Raw genomic sequence first — 21,928 nt, 5'->3', positions numbered from 1 at the left:
GGCCGCTTGAGGTGAGATGAAAACATTAGCAGATGATAATTTATTAGTCTGCGGAGTCAACCGGCATTGCCGCCGAAGTCGCCGTCCGGGAGAGCCTCCCGCGGCATCGTTTATCTTCCCTAGGCTAACCCGCGCCCCTTTTCCTGGCGAAAGCTGCCAAAAGCGCCGCCGCGGCCAGCGTGCCAGCGAGAAGCCCCGCCGAGGCAAGCGGTTTGTTCAGCAGCGCCGGGTCGATGAGCAGCACCAGTCCCAGCCCCAGCATCATCAATCCCGAGACCAGCTTCAGCACGCGCCCCTGCCATTGCGTCAGCTTTCTCTCGCCGAGCTTCACCGTGAAGAGCGCGACGATAACCGCCAGGGGAAGCGCGTAGATCGTGCAGTAGAAGGCAAGATAGGCGTAGTAGCTGTATGTCGGGAGTTCCCTCAGGGTGAGCATGCGGGTGAAGACCATGGGAAAGCCGGCGGTGCAGAGGAGCTCGTAGCTGTTGGCGGCGAGAGCCAGCACGGTGGTCCCGGCCAGCAGGGAAGGAAGCGAATCCGCCCTGAGGAGCCTCCTCATGCGGGCGAAGAGCTTCGGTTTCTGCTGTTCCGGGATGCTGAGCGAGACCCCCTGCCCGAAATAGAAGAACTCCTTGACGTTCACCGCGCCGACGAAGAGCGCCACGATCCCCGCGGCGAAGGTGATGGCGGGAAGCCCGCCGGTGATGAGGAAGAGGTTGAGCCAGGCCGCCATGAAGACGAAGTAGACGAGCCCGGAGAAAAAGACGAAGAGCCCGCCGATGAGAAGCATGCGGCGCCGCGAATGGGCGTGGATCAACAGGCTTAACAGGAAGAAGAGCACGAAGAAAGCGCAGGGGTTGAGGCTGTCCAAAAGCGCGACCGCGACGGTGAAAACGGGAAGCGACAGGCTCTGCGCGTCGACCGGGCCCAGAAGCGGGAGCCTGACGGGAGGGGCGGGTTTCGGGGCGGCCTGTTTCTGCGGCGCGACGGGCTGCAACGCCAGGCGTACGGCCTGTTCCACCTCCGCCGCGGTTTCAGCAGAAAAGCCGCTGAACATCTCCTGGCCGATGATGAAGACCGGCACCCCGGTCGCCTCCTTGTGGCGGGCGCGGGCCATCGCCACAAGGAGCGGAATGTTCTCGCGCTTTTCCAGCACCTCATAGGACTCGATGCGCAGGGTGGGGTATTTCCTTTTCAGCTCTTCCAGGAAGGGCTTCGCCTTGGTGCAGTGTGGGCAGCCGACGCCCCAGAAGAAGTAGAGGGTGGCGGAGAGTTCTGAAGCAGCCGCGCGTGCGCCAGGGGGAAGGAGCAGGAGGAGCGCCAGGCAGGCGGCAAGCCAAAAGCGGGCAAGGCACCTTAGGCGGTGGGGGAGGGGAGGTAACGGCGCGGCCGCGCTGCGGGAATCCCGGCCGCGCCTGCTGGGGATAATGGTGGATGTGAAATTGGTAGCTTGCATCCGTTAAAGATACTAAAAATGCAGCGGATGCCTACCTGCCGTCGCTTATACCAGCCGCTTCGCCTTGAGCTCGGTCTTGAGCCAGGCATAAACCACGGGGGCCGCCACCAGGCCGGCCATGCCGAAGATCGCTTCCATGAAGAGCATGGCGCACAAAAGCTCCCAGACGCTGGCCTTGACTTGGCCCCCCACGATCCTCGCGTTGGTGAAGTACTCCAGCTTGTGGATCACGATCAGGAACGCCAGCGAGGCGATACCGACCATCGGGGAGACGCCGAGGCTGATCAGCACGATGGTGAAGTTGGAGATGAGGTTCCCCACCACCGGCAGCAGGCCGGCCACGAAGGTGAGGAGGACCAGGAGGGTGACCATGGGGAGGTAGACCCCGAAGATGGGGAGCACCACGGCGAGGTAGATCGCGGTGAGAACGGTATTGAGCGCGGAAATCTTCACCTGGGCGAAGACCACCTTGTCGAAGGAATCGGCCAGGTTGATCAGCCTCGCGTGCAGGTCGGAGGCCAGGGGGGGGAACCCGTTTTCCTTGTTGAAGCGGTGCAGCACCGCGAGGCTTCCCACCACCATGCCGAGGATGAGGTGGGCGAAGGTCTTGACTCCGGAGATGCCGACGGAGGAGATGTTCTTCCCGTGCTCTCGCAGCATGTTGGTTATCTGTTCGCGCAGTTCGTCGACGGTGTCGGGAAGCGCCGCGGTGAGATCCTCCGGGAGGGTCCGCTTCAGGTTTTCCAGGGTCTCGGCCGCCATGTTGAGCAGGTTCGCCATCCCGTGGTGGCCGCGCAAAAACGACCAGAGCCCGAGGCAGATGCTGGAGACCAGGGCGATGACGAACAGGATGATCCCTGCCAGGGCGACCTTCTGGGTCAGGCTCCCCCAGCGCAGCGGAAGCATGGGAGCAAGCTTCGCGGTCAGCACGTACACGGCAAGCCCGGCGAACGCGGCGGGAAGGAGATGAAATTGCAGCACCACGGGGACTGACAACGCGGCCAGCAGGTAACTGATCTGCAGGGTGTTCATGGATCCACTCTCCAGGGAAGCATTTGACACGACAACCATTTTTACTATCACTCAGGTCTCTCGGTCCAGATAAATCTGTATAGTTCCATAGTCGAGAGTAAATTTTCCCGCGTTTCTGGCGATCGCACTATGATCGTCACGATTATCCTACAGGCATGGTGAGAAACCCAATGTCGCCGGACACGGTTCCACACCGTGTAAGGTATTTCGACGTCATGTAAGGATTGACTACACAAACTTTACAAAATAACTTTGGTAAATGCACGTGATCACTTAGTATCTTGATTGGATTAAACTTTGCAAATTTGACGAACCAACACCACAAGGAGGTAGAAAAATGAAAAATCTAATCAGGTGCTTGTTTCTTCTTTCGCTTTTGGCTTCTCCAAACCCTGCACAGGCCACAATGATTAACGTTTTGCAAGCAGGCGGAACGGTCGAGTGGTCCACCGCTTCCTCAGGAGGTCTAGTAGCTAGTGAAATTTTCGCCGGACAATATAATCCTGACCCCTTGATCTCGCCAATGGGAGCGGCTCAATTCAACACGCTTGTGCCGGCAAGGGGGGGCTTTGCAACAGCTGTCCAGGACTGGATTGCCATGTTGGAGGGATCCTTTACCCCTCACAGATACGGTTCGGAAATAGACTATTACAACGAACTAAACGCCATGTACTTTCAAAATGCCTTTTGGGGACTGCTCCTATGGTTCGGAGAGGAGAACGGGATAAGTGGTGGGTATCATGCGCCGATCCCGGATTTTTCCGGCTACGATGTCCATGGTCTCTATATCTACAACGGAGTAGATTTCGGTGTCGGCACGATGACGTATGATTTCCATGTGTTTGCCGATGTTACACCAGTACCAGAACCGTCCACGGTATTTTTATTGGTAATGGGTTTAGCTGGCACGTTTGGGTTGAATGTCCTGAGGGAGAAAAATTGATTAACATCCCAGCAGCAACAACAAAAAAGGCACCTGCGAAAGATCCCGCAGGTGCCTTTTTATCTTCTCGAAACGGGCGGCTACGCCAGTTCGCGCGCAGCCCTGAGCGCTGCTTCGTAATCGGGCTCCTGGGTCACTTCCGGTACATGCTGTATGTAGCGGATGACGTTTTGCTTGTCGATCACGAAGATGGAGCGGGAAAGGAGCTTCAATTCGTCGATGAGGACGCCGTAGGCCAGGGCGAAGGAGCGGTCGCGATAGTCGGAAAGGGTCACCACCTTGTCGATGCCGGCCGCTCCGCACCATCTCTTCTGCGCAAAGGGGAGATCCGCGCTTATGGTCAGCACCACCACGTCGCCCGGGAGCTTGGCGGCCTCCTGGTTGAAGCGGCGCGTCTCGGTGTCGCAGACCGGCGTGTCGAGCGACGGAACGGCGCTGACGATCTTCACCATCCCCTGGTAGTTGGCCAGCGAAACGGCCCCCATGGAGTTGTCGACTACCGAGAAATCGGGGGCGGCATCCCCCACCTTCACTTGAGACCCAACCAGCGTCACCGGGTTTCCTTTAAAAGTAACTTGAGCCATCTGTTCCTCCCATTAAAAATAAAATTCCGGGAAAGCGTAAGCGATTTCCGCTGAATTGCAAGGAACAGAAGGCGTGCTGCCGCTTCAGTGGCGCGTGCCGGCGTAGGCTCCCAGCTTGGTATCGACCTTGGAAATGTGGTTCACCAGCCAGTTTCTCAAAAAGGAAAGGATTTCGAGGGAGAAGGGGACGTCGCCGGTCACCACGTCTTTCTGCATCTCGGTCACTCTCTTAACGAAGCGCTCGTGTTCTTCCAGGTGCTGCAGCGTCTCAGGATAGCCCGTCGCGGTCATCAACTTTTCTTCGTGGGCGAAGTGATAGGTGGCGTAGTCGATCAGCTCTTCCAGTAGAGATTCCATGGCGATGGTGGAGTTACTGTCACAGAATTCGTCGTAGGCCTTGTTCAGTAAGCCTACCAGGTGGCGGTGATGTTCATCGATTACGTTGTTTCCGACAGACAAGCTTACATCCCAAGCAACAATAGGCATAGCTGACCCTCCGCGTGTAATTTGTACTCACAGCTTATCGGGGGGTAAGATTGCAACCTTGAATAAAGAGTGTGGAAACAAAAAAAGCCGCGTCCCTTTTGGGCGCGGCTTCCTTTTTTGCTCTGTGAACGCGTAAGACTACTTCGCGCCTTCTGCCGGAGCCGGAGCAGCGGCCGGAGCTTTTTCTTCTTTTTTCACAGCAGCTTTCTTAGCGTGCTTCTTAGCATGTTTCTTCTTGGCTGCTTTCTTAACCGGAGCTTTTTCTTCTTTCTTCACTTCAGCAGCCGGAGCGGCAGCCGGAGCAGCGTCAGCAGCGTAGACAACACCAGCGAAAGCAACGGCAACGAGAGCAGCAACGACGGAGGACATAACTTTTTTCATTTTGAATCTCCTTGGGAGTGGGTTGAATTATGATCTCTCTTTAGCATACGGCGTGCCAACCTGCAAAATATTACTAAGTGACCGGAATGATTAGGATTGCAATCCAATAGCGGCGGACAGAGCCTTCTTGCTTCGCCGCAAATGATCTTGTCTGCTGCCTCATTTGAGGTGAAGCAAGTAAACCGCCTCTGGGCCGGCGCCTCCATAGCGCCAGATCGCCTGCTTACCGTGCCTTACCGTCCCGTTGACAGCTCTACAGAAACAAAGGGTGCAAAAAAAAAGACAGTTGCTCATTAATCCCAAGCAAAACTGTCATAGGAGTATACAACTCTTCTATTTGACTGACTTAAAATGCAATAAAAAACGAACAGATACAATTTGGAATACAAGTTGCTCTTAGGTTTGCAAGTTGTCAGTGCTATGGGAGAGGAGGGAATTTATATGAAAAAGGGACGGTTACTCGGTGCCGTTGGCACAGTCGCACTCATCGCCTCGTTATTGACAACAGCGTGGGCAGGAGTTCCCAACCAGGTGCAGTTGCCAGGTTCTGCTATACCGCAGTTTGTCGATCCCCTGCCTGACTTGGATCTTGTTCCTGCCGGCGCGGGCCAGATCGAACTGCGCATGAAGGAGTTCAAGAGCATGATCCTGCCGGCCAACACCGTGCCCGGATACACCGGGACCTGGGTCTGGGGCTACTTACAGCCCGGACAGGTGGCGAACCAGTTGCCGGACGGATCCGTTCCCGGGCGCCAGTCCTACATCGGCCCGGTCATTGCCGCCACCCGCGGCGTCGCAACTGAAATGAAGTTCGTCAACGAGCTTCCCACGGTCAACGCCACCAAGGTGCTGGCCTACAAGTACAGCACGGACCAGACCATGCACTGGGCCGATCCGCTCAACATGGGGATGAGCATGTGCTCGCACATGTCGATGCCGCCGGCTTTCGGGAGCGCTTGCTCCTTCAACTACGGCGAGTTCGCCGCCGGTCAGTTCGGCGAGGTGCAGATCCCGGCAGCCGTGCACCTGCACGGCGGTGAAGTGCCGCCGCAGTTGGATGGCGGTCCCGACTCCTGGTTCACCAACAACGGCTCTACGGGCGTCCTCAAAGGCGCTTCCTACTACAGCAGGGACGGCGCTGCTGCCACCAACTACGCGATCTACCGCTACCCCAATACCCAGGAAACCGCTCCCATCTGGTTCCACGACCACACACTCGGTGCTACCCGCCTCAACGTCTATGCGGGACTGGCCGGCGCCTACCTGGTGGCTGACCCTGCCAAGGATCCGGCGAACCTCCCTGAACTCGTGCCGCTGGTGCTCCAGGACCGCATGTTCGACACCTCCGGCCAGCTCTTCTTCAGCGCAGGCGGCGCAGGAGGGCTTCTCTGGGCGCTCAACCCCGAGCACCCTTACTGGAACCCGGAATTCCTGGGCGACGTCATGGTGGTGAACGGCAAGTCCTGGCCCTACAAGAACGTCCAGGCCAAACGCTACACCTTCCTGTTTCTCAACGGGTCCAACGCGAGAACCTACGAGATGTTCCTGACCGATCCGGTGTCCAAGAACCCTGGTCCGGCGCTGTGGGTAATCGGCACCGACGGCGGCTATCTTGACAAGCCAGTTCCGGCGACCAAAGGGAAATTGGTCATCATGCCGGGCGAGCGCTACCAGGTCATCGTCGACTTCGCGGGTTTCCAGGCCGGGCGGATCGGCCCCAACGGCTTAGCCTATTCCGGAAAATGGCTGCTCAAGAACACCGCGAAGGCCCCTTATCCTTCTGGGGAATCTCCCGACGGCAACACCGAGGGGAGGATCATGCAGTTCCTGATCGGCGCTGCGCCGGCAACAGATGCTTCCTTCAACCCGGCGCTTGCCGGCGCGACGCTGCGCCAGCCGATGGTGCGACTGGTCAACCCGGCTACGGGCACGGTCGCCGTCCCGGTCCAAAAGACGCGCCAGTTGACCCTGAACGAGGTCATGGGGATGCCGCAAATGACGACGGATCCCATAACCGGGTTGCCGGTCTCCTACCCCGGCGGACCGTTGGAGATCCTCGTCAACAACACCAAGTGGAACGGCAAACGGATCAACGGCGTTAACGCGGCAACCGGGCACTACACCTTCGAGCCCATCCCGGGGCTGACGCTCGACGCCAAGGGGACCAACTACATCTCCGAGCGCCCCAACGAAGGCGAGACCGAGGTCTGGGAGATCGTCAACCTGACAGCCGACGCTCACCCGATTCACCTGCACCTGGTCCAGTTCCAGCTGATCAACAGGCAGAACTTCGACGTCAACGGGTACAGCGCAGCATATAGCAAGGCTTTCCCTGGCGGCGGCTTCGACCCGATGACCATGAAGCCGTACCCTGCGGGGGCCTATATCCCCGGGTTCGGGCCGCCGCTAAGCTACGACGGCAACCCTGCCAACGTACGGGCCGTGGGCGGGAACCCCGATGTCGCGGCCCTCGTGAAAGGAAAGCCGCTCTACCTGCAGGGGCCGGCGGCGCCAGCCCTGCCGCATGAAGCCGGTTGGAAGGACACCGTCATGGCGCTGCCGGGACAGGTCACCCGGATTGCAGTACGCTGGGCTCCGACCGATTTGGCCGCAACCACCCCGGCTGCCTCCGCCTTCTTCCCCTTCGATCCCAACGGCGGCGACGGCTACGTCTGGCATTGCCACATCATCGACCACGAGGACAACGAGATGATGCGGCCGGACGAGGTGACCCCCAACCCCAACGGGGTCAGGAGCTTTGTGAAAGGGGTCGACTTCTAACCTCCGGGGGACTGGCTCCGCCAGGTGCCTGTCCCCCTTCGCGGTTTGCGAAGCCGGAGCTTCGACCGCTTTGCGTTCCCAAGGTGGACCTTGGGAAGGAGATCAACCCTCACCCGCCTACGCGGACCGAAGCGCTGCGGCGAGCAGGCCCGGCCTGCGGCCACCCTCTCTCCATCCTCCCTCTCCCTCTGGGAGAGGGCCGGGGTGAGGGAAGCCGGAAGCTAATCGAAACTTACAAAAGGAAAAGGGCTTGGCGCAGGCGCCAGGCCCTTTTCGCGTCTATGCAGGTCCTGTTCTCGAAGCGTCATGATCAAGGTCTCCCGGCGCCCTTGCGCCTCCATCTCTCGGCAGGTTAGTTGAACTTAATCCTTGACACGATCGCCGGCTCGTTGTATTTACCGATCGGTAAGTTTTTGACCAGAGGGATGAGGAGTAAGCATGACGGTTGTAACCACAGAGATCGAGCCCGAACCGGGGGCCAGGGAGAGGCTCCTTTTCTCCGCGCTGACGCTGTTCAACGAGAAGGGATACGCTGCCGCCTCGGTGCGCGAGATTGTGGAAAAGGCCGGGGTGACCAAGCCGGTTCTCTACTACTACTTCGGGAGCAAGGAAGGGATCTACCTGGAGTTGATGGAGACCTCGTACCAGATACTGGACTCCATGGCCGCCAGGGCGTTTTCCTTGGCCGGGTTCGCACAAGAGAAGATCATCCAGTTCTGCGGCGATCTCTTCGACATATCCATCGAGAGCCTCCCCATGGTTCGACTGATCAACTCCATCTACTTCGGGCCTCCCCAGGGGACGCCCAAGTTCGACCTGGATGTCTTTCCTGCCAGATTGACGGAGGTGCTGCAGCAGTTGGTGAGTTCCGGCATGAGAGAGTCCGAGCTGAAAGAAGGGAGCGTCGAGGACGTGGCCGGTGCGGTCATGGCCATCGTCACCTCGACCATAAACGAGCAGATCTGCTGCAGGGAGAACAAACCGGACCGCGACACGATGGTGAGGATGCTCCGGTTGCTGATGACCGGCATCGCCCCGACTCAATAACCAGGTTCCACTTGAGGAGTTTGAAATGAAGACAAGCAATTTGGTGTTGGCGGCCCTGGGAGCCACCCTGCTGCTGGGTGGCGGGACCGGCTGCTCCGGCAAAAGCGAGGCGAAAGTCCCCGCGGGAGCACCCCTCATCGCGGTGGAAGTGCTGCCGGTAAAAGGGAGCGACCTTATTGACGGCATCGACGTGACCGGGACGCTGGCGGCCAAGAACGAGGCCGAGGTGAAGACCGAGATACCGGGCCTTGTCAAGGAACTTTACGTGACCGAGTGGGTCCGGGTTCGCAAGGGGCAGCCTCTGGCGCGCATAGGGCTTGCCGAGACCGAGGCGCTGGTGAAGCGCGCCGAGGCGAACGTGCAGAACGCCAGGGCGTCCCTCATCCAGGTCAAGGTGGCGGCCGACAGGAGCGAACGCGAGAAGGAGCGCCAGATTAAGCTGAAGCAGGCGGGGCTCGCCACGCAGCAGTCGGTCGACGACGCCGTTTCCGATTCCGAGGCGGCCAAGGCCAGGATCGAGGCGGCCCGGGCGCAGATCCGCGCCGGCGAGGAGGAACTCTCCCAATTGCGGGTCAGGCTCTCCAAGGGGATGGTCCGCTCCCCCATCGACGGGGTAGTCGCCTTCAAGGACGTGAACGTCGGCTCGCTGACGAGCGACGCGGCCGCCGCAAAGCCCATCTTCAAGATCGTCGACAACAGGCTGATGAACCTGACCGTCACCGTCCCCTCCTCGCAGATGGCTGCGGTGAAGCTCGGCCAGCCGCTGCAGTTCGTAACCGACGGTGTCCCCGGTAAAACCTTCACCGGCAAAGTCATGTTCATAAATCCTTCCGTTGAAGAGGCCGATCGCTCGCTCAAGGTGATAGCCGAGGTCCCCAACGTTCCGGAAGTGCTCAAGGGGGGGCTCTTCGTCAAAGGGAAGATAGTCACCGGCTCCCGCAAGGACGTACTGCAGGTGCCGCGCGCGACGCTGGCGGCCCTGGATCTCGACCGGCGCTCGGGCTACCTCTTCGTCGTGGAAAACGGTGTCGCCCGCAGGCGCGAGGTGGCTACCGGCGCGGTCTCGGGGGAGCTGGTCGAGATACTCTCCGGCGTCAAGGGCGGCGAACAGGTCATCGGCCGCGGCGGATTCAACGTAAAGGACGGCGACCGCGTCCAGGTGGCGAACCTCCCTTCTTCCAGGCCCTGATTCACCTTCGAGGAACGAGCTAAATGATCCTTTCCGACCTGTCCATAAAACGCCCCGTGTTCGCGGCGGTGCTGATGCTCGCCCTGGTTACCCTGGGGCTTTTCTCCTACCGCAGGCTTTCCGTCGAGATGTTCCCGAGCGTGGAGATCCCAGTTATCTCCGTCGTCACCAAGTTCCCCGGCGCCTCCCCCGAGAGCATCGAGCGCGAGGTCTCCAAGAAGATCGAGGAGGCGGTGAACCAGATCGCCGGGGTCAAGCACGTGATGTCCTACTCCCGGGAGGGGGTCTCCACGGTGGTGGTGGAGTTCAGGCTCGAAGAGAAGATCAACGAGGCCTCCCAGGAGGCGCGGGCGAAGATCGCCGGCATCCGGGGCAATCTCCCCACCGGCATCGAGGATCCCATCATCCAGAAGCTCGACTTCAACGCGCTTCCGGTGGTCTCCTTGGCGGTTAAGGGGAGGGGGCTCGACACCAAGGAGCTGACCACCCTGGTCGACAAGCAGATCAAGCGTCGCCTGGAGAACGTTTCCGGGGTCGGCAAGGTCGACGTGGTCGGCTCCGCCAAGCGCGAGGTGACGGTCACCATCGACCCGGTCCGCCTGGAGGCGCTAGGGCTCGGGGTCGACGCGGTGGTGGCGGGGCTGAAAAGCGAGAACGTCAACACTCCGCTGGGTCGCCTGACCCACGGGGGGAACGAGTACCCGATCCGCATCTCCGGAAAGCCGGGGCAGGTGGAAGGGTTCCGCAACATGGTGATCGCGCAGCGGGGCGGCCGGGGCATCACCTTGTCCGAGGTGGCCGAGGTCACCGACGGCGCCAAGGAGCAGCGCTCGCTCGCCCTCATCAACGGGGAGCCGGCGGTGGCGCTCGACGTCTTGAAGCAGTCCGGCGCCAACATGGTCGAGGTGGTCGACGGGGTCAAAAAGAGCGTGGAGAAGCTCAGGAAGGAGCTTCCCCCCGGGGTCGAAGTGACCGTCGTGCGCGACGCCTCCATCCCCACCCGCGAGTCGCTGGCCGACGTGAAGGAGACCATGCTGATTGGCGGGCTCTTGACCGTCATCATCGTCTTTTGCTTCATCAACTCCTGGCGCTCGACGGTGATCACCGGGCTTACCCTCCCCATCTCGGTCGTCTCCTCGTTCATCGTCATGAATGCCATGGGGATGACCCTGAACATCATGACGATGATGGCGCTCTCGCTGGCCATTGGCCTTTTGATCGACGACGCCATCGTGGTGCGGGAGAACATCGTGCGCCACCTGGAGCACGGCGAGGACCACCTGACCGCCGCCCGGATCGGCACCTCCGAGATCGGCCTCGCGGTATTCGCCACCTCCATGTCCATCGTGGCGGTCTTCGTCCCGGTAGCCTTCATGCGCGGCATCGTCGGGCGCTTCTTCTTCCAGTTCGGGATGACCGTCGCCTTCGCGGTGCTGGTTTCCCTCTTCGTCTCCTTTACCCTCGACCCCATGCTCTCCTCGCGCTGGCACGACCCTGCCATCGAGCTCAAGGGAAGGCGCAAGGGGATAGCCAGGCTCCTGGACCGGTTCAACGACCGCTTCGACGCCTGGGCCGACTCCTACCGCAAGGCCATCTCCTGGGCTCTCAACCATCGCAAAACCGTGCTGGCAGCGGCCTTTCTCTCCTTTGCGGCCGGCATCGCCATCTTCGGGACCCTGGAATCGTCCTTCATGACCAACGACGACAAGGGTGAGTTTCAGGTGGTGTTCAAGACCGCCCCCGACGCGAGCATAGCCGAGAGCACCGACCGGTTGAAGGCAGTACTCGCCGTGATCAAGGGGGTCCCCGAGGTGGAGCACACCTACGCCTCCATCGGGGCGGGGGACAGCGGCACCGTCCAGTCCGGGGCGCTCTACGTGAAGCTCAAGGAGAAGGCGCACCGAAAAAGGAGCCAGGAAGAGGTGCAGCAGGCATTCCGCGAGAAGCTGAAGGCGATTCCCGGGATCACCACATCCATCGAGCGGGTGGGGGACGTGGGCGGAGCCCAGAAGCCGCTCCAGGTGAACCTCAAGGGGGAGGATATCCCGACCCTCAAGCGCTACGCCGCCCAGCTTAAGCAGGAGATCTACAAGATCCCCGGGGTCGTCGACCTGGAGGTGACCCTGGATCACGACATCCCCGAGTACCGGATGACCGTGGACCGCGCCCGCGCCCAGGACGCCGGGGTCAACACCAACGACATCGCCTCCACCGTTTCGCGCCTGGTGGGGGGGGAGGCCGTCACCACCTACGAGGATGAGGACGGCGACGCGGTCGACCTGAGGGTGCGCCTCCCCGAAGCGCTGCGCCGCGACCCCGGCCAGGTGCGCGACCTGAAGCTCGCCGTGGCCAAGGGGGACGAGACCGCCCTGGTGCCGCTGGCGAACCTGGTGAGCTACGAGGTCAGCAACACCCCCTCCGAGATCAACCGCCGCGACCTTTCCCGCCTGGTGACCATCAGCGCGAACCTGGACGGGCTCCCCATCGGCACTGCGGTGGAGAAGGTCAAGGAGGCCGCGGCGCGGGTCCCCATGCAGCCCGGGTACAGCGTCGGCTTCTCCGGCGAGGCCGAGGACATGGCGGAGTCCTTCGGTTACATGGCCGAATCGCTCATCATCGCCATCATCTTCGTCTACCTGATCCTCGCGGCCCAGTTCGAGTCGTTCCTGGAGCCTTTGGCCATCATGCTTTCGCTGCCGCTCTCAGTCGTAGGGATGGCGGGGATGCTGAAGCTCACCGGGGACACGGTCAACATCATGTCGCTCATAGGCCTCATCATGCTGATGGGGTTAGTCACCAAGAACGCCATACTCCTCGTCGATTACGCGAAGGTGCTGCAGGGGAGGGGGATGGACCGATTCCAGGCGGTGGTGGAGGCGGGGAGGACGAGGCTTAGGCCGATCGTCATGACCACCCTTGCCATGATCTTCGGGATGCTGCCGCTCTTCTTCGCGCTGGGAAGCGGCGCCGAGATGAGGGCGCCCATGGCGCGCGCCGTCGTCGGGGGGCTGTTGACCTCGACCCTTCTGACCCTTTTGGTGGTGCCGGTCATGTACACGGTGCTGGACGACCTGGAGGAGTGGCTCAGGCGGAAATGGAAGGGGAAGAAGGCGCGCGGCGCGGGACAGGCGGCGGTGCTTCTCCTCGGCCTCTCGCTTACCCTGGCGCTTACCCCGGGGCTGTGCCTTGCGGGGGAGGCGCGGACCCTCACCCTGGACGACGCCCTTTCCATCGCCATGGAGCAGAACCGGGACATCCAGAAGGCGCGCGCCTACGCGCAGCTGGTACAGGGGAAATACCTGGAGGAGCGCGCCGCCGCTCTCCCCTCGCTTGCGCTGAACGCCTCCGCCGACTACGTGAGAGACAACAGCCAGAGCGCCTTCACCGGGGGGATCTCGTCCTCCCGGCAGCGCCTGGCCGATCTCCGGCTTACCCAGACCCTCTTCAGCTGGGGTAAGATCGGGGCCGCCATCCGCGGAGCCAAGGAAGGGATGAAGACCGCCGAGGACCAGCTCCGCCTCTTCCAGCAGGCGGCCCGCCGGGACGTCACCGTCTCCTTTTACGACGTGCTTTTGGCCAAAGAGCTGAGGGCGCTCGCCCTTTCCAACCTGCAGCAGAAGGAGCGTCACCTGGCAGAGGCGGTAAAGAGGCTGGCGGCAGGCGTCGCCACCGACTACGATGTCCTCGCAGCCAGAGTCGGGGTCGACAACGCACGTCCCGAGCTGATCCGCAGGGAGAACGCCATCAAGACCGCCAAGGAGCGCCTGAGGCTGGTGCTGGCGCTGGAGCCGGGGGAGCTGGAAGTGACAGGCGTGCTGCAGGCTGTTCCGGTCCCGATCCCGGCCTTCGAAGAATCCCTGACCCTTGCCCGGCGGATGCGTCCGGAGTTGTCCGATCTCAAGCACCGGGTGGGGATTTCGCGGGAACTGGTCGAGATAGCCGCGGCCGAGAACAAGCCCCAGCTCGACCTGCGGGGGGGCTTCGGGTACCACCAGCTGGAAGCGGCGGGAAGAGACTGGCAGGGTACTGCCTACGACGTCGGCCTGTTCCTTACCTTTCCCTTCTTCGACGGCTTTAAGACCAAGGGGAAAGTCGAGCAGGCCAAGAGCGACCTGAGGACCCGCGAACTGGAGCAGGCCCAGCAGCTCGACGCCGTCTCCCTCGAAGTGCGGGACGCCGGCTTCAACGTCACCGAAGCAGCCGAGATACTGAAAGCATTGTCGGGGACGGTCACCCAGGCCGAGCGACTTTTGGGCATGGCCGAGCAGGGGTATCAGCTTGGGGTGAAAACCAGGCTGGAGGTCGAGGATGCCGAGGCCAACCTGGTGCAGGCAAGGAGCAACCTGGCCCAGGCCCGCCGCGACTACCAAGTCTCCCTGGTCAACCTGACCTGGGCCACAGGTGTATTGGGCGAGGTGCCTCTCTCAGCGCTTTGATCGCACTCAATTGCACAAATTCAGCATGCGAAAAGGGCCTGGGCTAGCGGCGTCCATACCCGCGGTCATCATACCCGCGGCCGCCATATCCCCGGTCGTGCCATCCGCCACGGTCATGGTGATAGTACCCACCGTCGTCATCGTAATACGGATACCACGGCGCGACGATGCAGCCCGACAGCAGTATCGGTACAACAGCAAAAGCCAGCAGCAGTTTCATTCTCTTTCTCATGACCATTCTCCTTTGGCCTGAAAATTCCGGTACCTGCGTCCCGTTTAGTTTCAGGTTAGGAGAAAAATGAGGAGCAAATGAGGAGGAAAAGTGAAATTCCGCGTCACCAGTGCTTGGGCAGGATGACCCTGAACTCGACCCCGAGGCCGGGGTTGTTGGTGACTTGGATCTTGCCGCCGTGGTTGGTGATGATGCGGTTGGCGATGGGGAGCCCCAAGCCGGTGCCGCTTCCTTTGGTGGTGAAGAAGGGGGTGAAGATGCTGTTCAAGGACTCCAGCGGGATGCCGCCGCCGGTGTCGGATATCTTCACCTGGACGGCTTCCTTGTCGTCCATCTCGGCCGCCGAGACCTGGATGTTCAGCGCCCCCCCTGTCCCCATGGCATCGAGGGCGTTCAGGATGATGTTGATGAACACCTGCTTCAACTGCTGTCCGTCCCCCAAAAGCAAGAGCTTATGCCGCGGGAATTTGGCGTTCACGCTGATCTGCTTCTCCTCCAGTGGAGGGGTGACCACGGCGAGCGACTCCTTCACGACCTCGGAGAGGTCGCACCGGGTGTAACAGATGGTGGTTTTCTTCGAAAAGAGCAGGATCTCGGAGAGGATTCCCTCCAACCGGAGCACTTCGCGCACGATCAGGTCGGCATGGGCCCACTCGCTGGTGTCCTGGGGGAGTTTCCTGGCGAGCCTGCCGGCGAAGCCGCCGATGGAGACCAGCGGCCCCTTCAACTCGTGTGCGATGCCGGCGGCCATTTCGCCGATGGCGGCAAGCCGCTCCTTCTGGAGCAGGTTCTCCTGCGCCTCGCTCAACTGATGGTTCGCGTCCTCGATCTTGTTGTAGAGCATCGAGTTCTCGATGGCCATTCCCGCCTGGTTGGTGAAGAGCTGCAGGAAACGCAGGTGCTCCTGGTTGATCGGCTTGTGGGTGAGGGCGTTGTCCACCAGTACCGCCCCTACGGCCTGCCCATGCGCGATGAGCGGAGAGGCGGCCAGGGCGCTGCGCCGGGAATGGAGGGGGCCGCCGATGCCGCCTTCTTCGGGGATGTAGATCAGCCTCTTTTCCAGCACGGCCTGGGAAGCGATGTTGAGCGTTCCGTCCAGCTCAAGCCGTCTCCCCTGTACCTGCCGGCAGAATTCGGAGTTGCGCTGGGCGGCCATCTCTTCATCGGAGATGTCCCACCGGCTGGAGAGGAGGTCGTCGCTCCCTCCGTTTTGGCTGGAGAGGGAAGGGGAGGTCTCCGTCGTTACCCCCAGCATGCCGAGCAACATCCCGGAACGCTCGTTGGTGAGAAAGAGCATGGCCCGGTCGAAGAAGGGGGTGGGACCCGAGGTGAGCGCGGTCAGGGTGAGGTGGATCAGTTTGTTCAGCTGGATGGTGGAGAGCATGGTGTTGCTCATCCGGTAGAGAAGGGACAGCTCTTTCAGCTTCTTCTCGTTCTCGCTGTCGTAGGTCTTGATCTGCTCCTTGCAGATCGCCTCGGCCATGGCGCCGGACAAAAGTCGCGCGACCGTTTCGGCAAGCTCGATCTGCTTGGGCGCGGTCAGTTCGGGCCCCCCGAAGAGGGTCATGGTCCCCAGCGCCGCGCCGTTGCTTCCCAGCGGGGTGCAGAGGGCGTACCGGTAGCTGGAGTCGTCTCCGAGTTCCTCGGCGCAGGTGGTCTCGGTGGCGCAGACATGGACCGCCAGGGCAGCTTCTTTTTCCAGCAGGTCGGGGAGCTTGTCGCCCATTCCCCTGCGGCAGCTCCGGATCACCCTCTCCTTGCCGGAATTCCTCTGCTTCAAGCGGACGATGGCGCAACTGGAGAGGCCGGAACTGGTGCAAAGCTGCATCAACCGGTGCAGCAGCACCCCGCGCGGCTGCGGCGAGCTCAAGAGCTTGGCCAGCGCCGAAAGTAGCGACAGGTTGCGCTGCGCCTCCTCAGCCTCTTCGGCTGCGGCCATGCGGGCTACGGTCAGGGAGAAGACGGGCGCCAGGGTACCGGCCGCGTCGACGGCTTCCCGGGCGACTTCCGCGGCGCCGCTCTCCAGCGCCAGCACGGCGAAGAGCCGGTCCCCGTCCAAAAGGGGGAGCGCAGCGATGGAGCCGTTGCCGGAACAGGGCTCGTCGGGATGAAGCAGGTCGGCACTGGCGGATTGGGGTGAAAGGGTGGCGGCGGTGCGCCCGGCGAGACCCACGCCGTAAGGGATGTGGCAGTTGTGGCCGGAGGGGGTGGCCAGCGTGCTGAAGCGACGCTGCAACACCACCCCTTTGGGATCGGGGAGATAGATGGTGGCCGAGGCGAGGGAATGCCAACGGGCCGCCAGGCGAAGCAGGCTGTTGAGGCGGACCTGATGGGACCGACCTGGGGCCTGGGCAATAGTTAATGCTTGCTCCAGGAGGTTTTGTCCCTTCCGGCCAGCCATGGGAACTCCGAAGGAAATGACAGCTCTAGGGGGTTGGGTTGGTTACCGAAAGCGTTCTTTCTTTTCTTGTTCCATCTTGCAGTCGATGCAGAGCGTGGTGACGGGGCGTGCCTTGAGACGCGCCTCGCTGATGTCCTCTTCGCAGACCTCGCAGATGCCGAAGGTTCCAGCCTCTATCCGCGCCAGCGCCTCCTGGATCTTCACGATCAGCTTCCGCTCCCGGTCCCGGATCCTCAACTCGAAAGTGCGGTCCGATTCCTGGGTGGCCCTGTCGGTAGGGTCGGGGAAATTGGTCGTGTCGGAGGTCATCTCGGAGACGGTACGGCCTGCCTCCTCGAGGAGCGATCTCTTCTCTTCCTGCAGGATACCTCTGAAGTACTCGAGCTTTTCCGTATTCATGACACCTATCCTTTTCTAATCAATTCGGCATTAAAGAGGATTTTTCTCCATTAGTAAAGTGAAATTTGCCTGGAGAATGACAAAAAATCGCGGGTAAAACAGCTTTGGACGCTGCGACGGCCTCCTTTTACCTTCTCATTGGCAAGTTTTAAATTGCCTCAAGCGCCTCGGGGAGCGAAGTGACCGCCACCACCTCCAACCCAGGGATCCCCTTTCTCGGCGCGTTTCCCTTGGGCACGATGGCGCGGGTGAAGCCATGTTTCACCCCTTCCTTGAGCCGCATTTCCCCGTTGGAGACCGGGCGGATCTCGCCCGAGAGCCCCACCTCGCCGAACACCAGCAGGTCCTGGGGGAGCACCGTGTTGCGGAAGCTGGAAACGATGGCCAGGGCCACCGCGAGGTCGGCGCTGGTTTCCAATACCCTTATTCCCCCCACGACGTTCACGAAGACGTCCTGGTCCGAGAGCACCAGCCCCCCGTGCTTGGTGATGACGGCGAGGATCATGGCGATGCGGTTTTGATCGAGCCCTATTCCCAGCCTGCGCGGCGAGCCGTACTGCGCCCCCACTACCAGGGACTGGATCTCGACCAGAAGCGGCCTGGTCCCTTCCCAAAGGACGCTGATCAGGCTGCCGGGCGCGGCCTTCTCGCTGCGGGAGAGGAAGATCGCCGAAGGATTTTTCACCTCGCGCAGCCCCGCCTCGGTCATGGCGAAGACGCCCAATTCGTTGACCGGGCCGAAGCGGTTCTTGGTGGTGCGCATCAAGCGGTAGCGCGAGTCCTCGGTGGAGGAGAGCATCACCTGGGTGTCGACCATGTGGGAGAGGGTCATGGGGCCGGCCAGGGACTGGTCCTTGGTGACGTGCCCGACCATGATCAGCACCACTCCGGAGGTCTTGGCGTAGCAGGTGAGCGCCGCCGCGCACTCGCGCACCTGGGAAACCCCTCCCGGCGCCGCTTCCAGCGCTGCCGACTGCATCACCTGGATCGAGTCGATTACCACCACTTCGGGGCGCTCGCTTTTCGCCGCCTCCAGTACCCCTTCCACCGAACTCTCGGCCAGCATCTTCACCCGGTCCAGGGGGAGTTGCAGCCTTCTGGCGCGCCCGGCGATCTGCTGCAGCGATTCCTCGCCCGAGACGTAGAGCACCTCCTTCGAGGCGGCCGCGTAGCACATGGTCTGCAGCAAGATGGTGCTTTTCCCGGCGCCCGGGTCCCCCCCGATCAGGATGACGGAGCCGGGGACGAAGCCCCCGCCGAGCACCCGGTCGAACTCTTCGCTGCCGCTGGAAAAGCGGGACTGTTCGGTGCATTCGACCTGGGAAAGGAGGGTGACCGACGAGGTGGCTCCGGCGAAACCATCGCGCCGCGCGGCTCTCTCGGATCCGAGCCTGACCTCTTTGATGGTGCTCCAGGCGTCGCAGGCCGTGCAGTGCCCTTGCCACTTCGGATAGTCCGCGCCGCAATCGGAGCAAACGAACCCCGTCTTTACTTTTACCTTGGCCATATCACCCCGTCCCCGCGTCTCTGGCGGGGCAAAACTACGATATCCTAAGCTTTTTGCCGAGAGGTGTCAACAGCGGCGCGATTCTACGGCTGCGCCCCCTATTAGTTTGACAAGCTTTCGTTCTGTGAGATAAAATCGCCTGCGTCTTTAATGTGTAAGGTTCCACCGAGGGGAGGCTTTTTGCCGGTTGTGAAGAAAAAAATGCTGAAGCTGGTCCCGCCGGCGGAGAATCGGGGGTTCCTGGTACAGGCCCTGGTCGAATTGCACAAGGCGGTGAAGGGGGCTGGGTTCTATCCCAAAGGGCACCCTTACCGCACCGAGACCCTGCAGCGCGCTTACGACTGCCTGAAGAAGCTCTTGTCGGACCGCGAACTGGTTCTCGGCGTGAACCGGCACGGGTTCCTCCTGACGGGGGAGCCTGTCGAGGGGAACAACATGGTGCAGCAGCTGGCACATGAATGTTTCATCCGCAGGATCGCCAACATCAGCTTCATGCAGGACCTTATCCCCGGCGACCTGGGTATCTTCGTACAGCTGCTCAATTGCGACCCGCAAAAAGGAGCCGCCGCGGGCGGCCTCGCCAAGGAACTCGAAGACAGAGGGGTGCGCACCGTCTGGGTCAACGAGAAGGACTTGGCCTCCATCTGGGCCAAGCGTCCCGGGTACCACGAGGGGGTGCAGGAGGGTTGGGACAGCATCCCTTCCCTCGGGATGCCCGCTACGCCGGTGAATCAGCAGCGCGGCATCGGAGAGCTGCTGGTGCTGATGGCGGGGGAACCAAGCGATGCGCGCTACCAGGAGCTGGGGCGGGAGCTGATGGCGGGGTATCAGGTCGATCCGCAGCAGGTTCCGGTTCTCACCATCCTGGAGGAGCTGCTGCGTCAGCACCAGGAGCCTGAGCGGAGCCTTCCCCAGAGGGAGTACGCGCTCTTCACGCTGGATCACCTGGCCGACGGTGCTGCGGACCAGTTGCTAAACGCGCTGGAAGGCCGCGAATGCGAGGAGCGGGAGTCGATTCACCGCGTGCTTGCCGCCCTCGGGGGCAAAGGGGCGTACTGGGTGATCCAGAGGATCTGCCTCGCCGAGGGGCTCTTCGAAAGGAAGTCGCTGGCAGCGGCGCTCGTGGCCCTGGGGCAGGCTGCCATAGCGCCTTTGATCGCGATGCTCAAGGACGAGCGCTGGTACGTGGTGAGGAACATGGTGGCGATCATTGGAGAGTTGCGCAGCGCCGACTGCGTCCTCGCGCTGAAGCGGCCTCTGTACCACCACGACGTCCGGGTACGCAAGGAAGCGATCCGGGCGCTGATGAAGATAGGGGGGGAGGCGTCGGTACTCTTGCTGTTGCCGCTTCTGGACGAAGAGGACGAAGGGGTGGTACGCCACGCCATACTTTCCCTGGGCCTGATGCGCAGCCGCGAGGCGGTGCCGGCACTGTTGAAGCTTTTGGATCGCCGCGACATCTTCCTGAAAGAACTCGGGGTGAAGAAGGAAGTGGTGACCGCCTTAGGGCGCATCGGCGACCGCAGGGTCACCCCGCAACTGCTCAAGATGCTCGGCACCCGCGGCTGGCCCGTGCTTGGACGGTGGCTCGAACTGAAAGTTGCAGTGGCTTCGACGCTGGGCATGCTGGGGGACGAGACGGCCATTGCCGCGCTCACCTCGCTCGCCCGCGGTTCCGGCGCGCTCGCTGAGGCGTGCCGCGAGGCGTTGGACGCCATTGAAAGGATTTCCGGAGGAACCCATGATTGACGGCCTGCAGCATGCACAACGCCTGGCGACGCTCCTGTCGGGCGCGATCAAAGGGGCCGGGCTCTATCCGCCTGGGCACCCCGCCTCGTTGCAGCCCTTCCGGGAAATGGAAGCGCTGATGCTGATGCTGCAGCGCAACGGCGGAGACCTGCGCCTGGCTGTTGTGGATGGGGTTCTCTCGGTCGGCGAGCATCTCTTCTTCGCGCCCCCCGCACCGCTGCAGGAGCTGATCAACCGTCTCGAGGAGAAGAAGATAGCTGGCCTGATCCTCAAGCCGGGGGTGCTGACGCCGGACCTGACCGTGCTGACGCGCTTGATGGCGGAGGGAAGCGACGAGGCCGGCGACCTGACGCGCGGGCTGAAGGAGGCCGGGGTAAAGCTGATCGAGGTGATGGAGGAGAATTCCCTGTCCCATACCTACAACGAAGCGGTCAGCGCGGTGCGCGACATCTTCGAGGAGATCGGCAAGGGGCGCATACCCAATTCCCGGCGCATGCTTACCGTGGTGAGCAGCCTCGCCTCGGCGGCCATCAAGGAACCGGCGGCGCTCTTGGGTCTCGCCCTGATCAAGGATTACGACAACTACACCTTCCAGCATAGCGTCAACGTCGGCGTACTCTCCATGGCGCTCTCAGCGTCCATGGGACATGGGGAGATCGAGGTGGAGGAGTGCGGCCTGGCCGGCTTTCTCCACGACATCGGGAAGACCCGGGTGGACAAGGACATCCTCAACAAGCCGGGGAAGCTGAGCAGCGACGAGTTTTTGGAGATGAGGAAGCACCCGGAATTCGGGGCCGCCATCGTCCGGGAGATGGAAGGGGTTCCGGAAGGGGTGGCCGAGGCGGTCCTGGGACATCATATCCGTTACGACCGGGCAGGATACCCGGAGTGGGCCAGGGAAAAGGAGTTCGGGACCACCAGCAAGATCGTCGCCGTCGCCGACTTCTACGACGCCACCACCACGCTGAGAAGCTACCAGCGCCCCATGCTCCCCGACCAGGCGATGAAGGAGATCAGGAAAGCGGTGGGGGGAAGCCTGGACGGCGCCATCGTGGAGCGGTTCATGGAGTTGACCGGAAAGTATCCCACCGGCAGCCTGGTCCGGCTCGACAGCAACGAGATCGCCGTGGTGTTCTCCCCCAGCAGCCAGCCCTGCGGCGCGGCGGTGGTGAAGGTGGTCATGGACCCGCACGGAAGCCTGCTCGAAAACCCAGAGCTGAGAAGCCTCATCACGAGCGGCGACAACATCGTGGACCTGGTAGATCCTCTGGTGAAGGGGATCGACGTGGCGCAGTACTTTTAGGG

At 61.7% G+C, this 21,928-nt stretch carries 16 protein-coding genes; 7 read left to right on the top strand and 9 right to left on the bottom strand.

Annotated features, from left to right (window positions below; all coding sequences use genetic code 11):
* Nucleotides 1-124 precede the first annotated feature (124 nt).
* A complete protein-coding gene (locus GBEM_RS20040; RefSeq protein ID WP_012532442.1) occupies nucleotides 125-1,456 on the bottom strand; it encodes a glutaredoxin family protein in 1,332 nt (443 codons plus the stop codon).
* A gap of 45 nt (nucleotides 1,457-1,501) precedes the next feature.
* On the bottom strand, nucleotides 1,502-2,488 hold the full coding sequence (locus GBEM_RS20035) for an AI-2E family transporter (protein WP_012532441.1): 987 nt from the start codon (nucleotides 2,486-2,488) through the stop codon (nucleotides 1,502-1,504).
* Nucleotides 2,489-2,825: 337 nt separating this feature from the next.
* Here GBEM_RS20035 and GBEM_RS20030 point away from each other — a divergent pair, with 337 nt between their 5' ends.
* Nucleotides 2,826-3,431 (top strand): PEP-CTERM sorting domain-containing protein, encoded by a 606-nt coding sequence (locus GBEM_RS20030; protein ID WP_012532440.1) that lies wholly within the window; start codon nucleotides 2,826-2,828, stop codon nucleotides 3,429-3,431.
* Nucleotides 3,432-3,511: 80 nt separating this feature from the next.
* Here the strand turns inward: GBEM_RS20030 and tpx are convergent, their stop codons facing one another.
* From tpx to GBEM_RS20015, 3 genes are all read right to left on the bottom strand, one after another.
* Complete coding sequence (gene tpx / locus GBEM_RS20025) at nucleotides 3,512-4,015, bottom strand: thiol peroxidase (RefSeq protein ID WP_012532439.1); 504 nt, start codon at nucleotides 4,013-4,015, stop codon at nucleotides 3,512-3,514.
* 84 nt (nucleotides 4,016-4,099) lie between these two features.
* The gene (locus GBEM_RS20020) at nucleotides 4,100-4,501 is read right to left on the bottom strand and encodes a bacteriohemerythrin (protein WP_012532438.1); all 402 of its coding nucleotides are present in this window, start codon (nucleotides 4,499-4,501) and stop codon (nucleotides 4,100-4,102) included.
* 138 nt (nucleotides 4,502-4,639) lie between these two features.
* Nucleotides 4,640-4,882 carry a hypothetical protein gene (locus GBEM_RS20015; RefSeq protein ID WP_012532437.1) on the bottom strand — a complete coding sequence of 81 codons (243 nt, stop codon included), beginning with the start codon at nucleotides 4,880-4,882 and terminating at the stop codon, nucleotides 4,640-4,642.
* A gap of 441 nt (nucleotides 4,883-5,323) precedes the next feature.
* Between GBEM_RS20015 and GBEM_RS20010 the strand changes: the two genes are divergently transcribed.
* The 4 genes from GBEM_RS20010 (at nucleotide 5,324) to GBEM_RS19995 (ending at nucleotide 14,335) form a co-directional block, all read left to right on the top strand.
* A complete protein-coding gene (locus GBEM_RS20010; RefSeq protein WP_012532436.1) occupies nucleotides 5,324-7,663 on the top strand; it encodes a multicopper oxidase family protein in 2,340 nt (779 codons plus the stop codon).
* A gap of 438 nt (nucleotides 7,664-8,101) precedes the next feature.
* On the top strand, nucleotides 8,102-8,710 hold the full coding sequence (locus GBEM_RS20005; protein WP_012532435.1) for a TetR/AcrR family transcriptional regulator: 609 nt from the start codon (nucleotides 8,102-8,104) through the stop codon (nucleotides 8,708-8,710).
* Between the two features lie 25 nt (nucleotides 8,711-8,735).
* Entirely contained in the window at nucleotides 8,736-9,899 is a 1,164-nt protein-coding gene (locus tag GBEM_RS20000; protein WP_012532434.1) for an efflux RND transporter periplasmic adaptor subunit, read from the top strand.
* Nucleotides 9,900-9,922: 23 nt separating this feature from the next.
* On the top strand, nucleotides 9,923-14,335 hold the full coding sequence (locus GBEM_RS19995; protein ID WP_012532433.1) for an efflux RND transporter permease subunit: 4,413 nt from the start codon (nucleotides 9,923-9,925) through the stop codon (nucleotides 14,333-14,335).
* A 43-nt stretch (nucleotides 14,336-14,378) separates the two neighbouring features.
* On the opposite strand, the gene GBEM_RS19990 is transcribed toward GBEM_RS19995, so the two are convergent.
* From GBEM_RS19990 to radA, 4 genes are all read right to left on the bottom strand, one after another.
* The gene (locus tag GBEM_RS19990; protein ID WP_012532432.1) at nucleotides 14,379-14,567 is read right to left on the bottom strand and encodes a hypothetical protein; all 189 of its coding nucleotides are present in this window, start codon (nucleotides 14,565-14,567) and stop codon (nucleotides 14,379-14,381) included.
* Between the two features lie 103 nt (nucleotides 14,568-14,670).
* Nucleotides 14,671-16,968, bottom strand: a complete 2,298-nt coding sequence (locus tag GBEM_RS19985; RefSeq protein WP_012532431.1) for an ATP-binding protein — start codon at nucleotides 16,966-16,968, stop codon at nucleotides 14,671-14,673.
* 42 nt (nucleotides 16,969-17,010) lie between these two features.
* Nucleotides 17,011-17,367: an RNA polymerase-binding protein DksA gene (dksA, locus tag GBEM_RS19980; RefSeq protein WP_012532430.1), complete on the bottom strand. Its 357-nt coding sequence runs from the start codon at nucleotides 17,365-17,367 to the stop codon at nucleotides 17,011-17,013.
* A 148-nt stretch (nucleotides 17,368-17,515) separates the two neighbouring features.
* A complete protein-coding gene (gene radA, locus GBEM_RS19975) occupies nucleotides 17,516-18,874 on the bottom strand; it encodes a DNA repair protein RadA (RefSeq protein WP_012532429.1) in 1,359 nt (452 codons plus the stop codon).
* A 189-nt stretch (nucleotides 18,875-19,063) separates the two neighbouring features.
* Here radA and GBEM_RS19970 point away from each other — a divergent pair, with 189 nt between their 5' ends.
* Nucleotides 19,064-20,623, top strand: coding sequence for a HEAT repeat domain-containing protein (locus tag GBEM_RS19970; RefSeq protein WP_226373900.1), 1,560 nt, complete (start codon nucleotides 19,064-19,066; stop codon nucleotides 20,621-20,623).
* Entirely contained in the window at nucleotides 20,616-21,926 is a 1,311-nt protein-coding gene (locus GBEM_RS19965) for an HD-GYP domain-containing protein (protein ID WP_012532427.1), read from the top strand. Before GBEM_RS19970 ends, GBEM_RS19965 begins: the two co-directional genes overlap by 8 nt.
* The last annotated feature ends 2 nt before the right edge of the window (nucleotides 21,927-21,928 follow it).

The organism is Citrifermentans bemidjiense Bem (assembly GCF_000020725.1).
In the GTDB taxonomy this organism is placed as follows: Bacteria; Desulfobacterota; Desulfuromonadia; order Geobacterales; family Geobacteraceae; genus Geomonas; species Geomonas bemidjiensis.
This window is presented reverse-complemented; position numbering and strand designations above follow the sequence as displayed.

Excerpts from the sequence above, each read along its gene's own strand:
- GBEM_RS20040 (WP_012532442.1), bottom strand. The coding sequence starts at position 1,456 with ATGCAAGCTACCAATTTCACATCCACCATTATCCCCAGCAGGCGCGGC.
- GBEM_RS20035 (WP_012532441.1), bottom strand. The coding sequence starts at position 2,488 with ATGAACACCCTGCAGATCAGTTACCTGCTGGCCGCGTTGTCAGTCCCC.
- GBEM_RS20030 (WP_012532440.1), top strand. The coding sequence starts at position 2,826 with ATGAAAAATCTAATCAGGTGCTTGTTTCTTCTTTCGCTTTTGGCTTCT.
- tpx (WP_012532439.1), bottom strand. The coding sequence starts at position 4,015 with ATGGCTCAAGTTACTTTTAAAGGAAACCCGGTGACGCTGGTTGGGTCT.
- GBEM_RS20020 (WP_012532438.1), bottom strand. The coding sequence starts at position 4,501 with ATGCCTATTGTTGCTTGGGATGTAAGCTTGTCTGTCGGAAACAACGTA.
- GBEM_RS20015 (WP_012532437.1), bottom strand. The coding sequence starts at position 4,882 with ATGAAAAAAGTTATGTCCTCCGTCGTTGCTGCTCTCGTTGCCGTTGCT.
- GBEM_RS20010 (WP_012532436.1), top strand. The coding sequence starts at position 5,324 with ATGAAAAAGGGACGGTTACTCGGTGCCGTTGGCACAGTCGCACTCATC.
- GBEM_RS20005 (WP_012532435.1), top strand. The coding sequence starts at position 8,102 with ATGACGGTTGTAACCACAGAGATCGAGCCCGAACCGGGGGCCAGGGAG.
- GBEM_RS20000 (WP_012532434.1), top strand. The coding sequence starts at position 8,736 with ATGAAGACAAGCAATTTGGTGTTGGCGGCCCTGGGAGCCACCCTGCTG.
- GBEM_RS19995 (WP_012532433.1), top strand. The coding sequence starts at position 9,923 with ATGATCCTTTCCGACCTGTCCATAAAACGCCCCGTGTTCGCGGCGGTG.
- GBEM_RS19990 (WP_012532432.1), bottom strand. The coding sequence starts at position 14,567 with ATGAGAAAGAGAATGAAACTGCTGCTGGCTTTTGCTGTTGTACCGATA.
- GBEM_RS19985 (WP_012532431.1), bottom strand. The coding sequence starts at position 16,968 with ATGGCTGGCCGGAAGGGACAAAACCTCCTGGAGCAAGCATTAACTATT.
- dksA (WP_012532430.1), bottom strand. The coding sequence starts at position 17,367 with ATGAATACGGAAAAGCTCGAGTACTTCAGAGGTATCCTGCAGGAAGAG.
- radA (WP_012532429.1), bottom strand. The coding sequence starts at position 18,874 with ATGGCCAAGGTAAAAGTAAAGACGGGGTTCGTTTGCTCCGATTGCGGC.
- GBEM_RS19965 (WP_012532427.1), top strand. The coding sequence starts at position 20,616 with ATGATTGACGGCCTGCAGCATGCACAACGCCTGGCGACGCTCCTGTCG.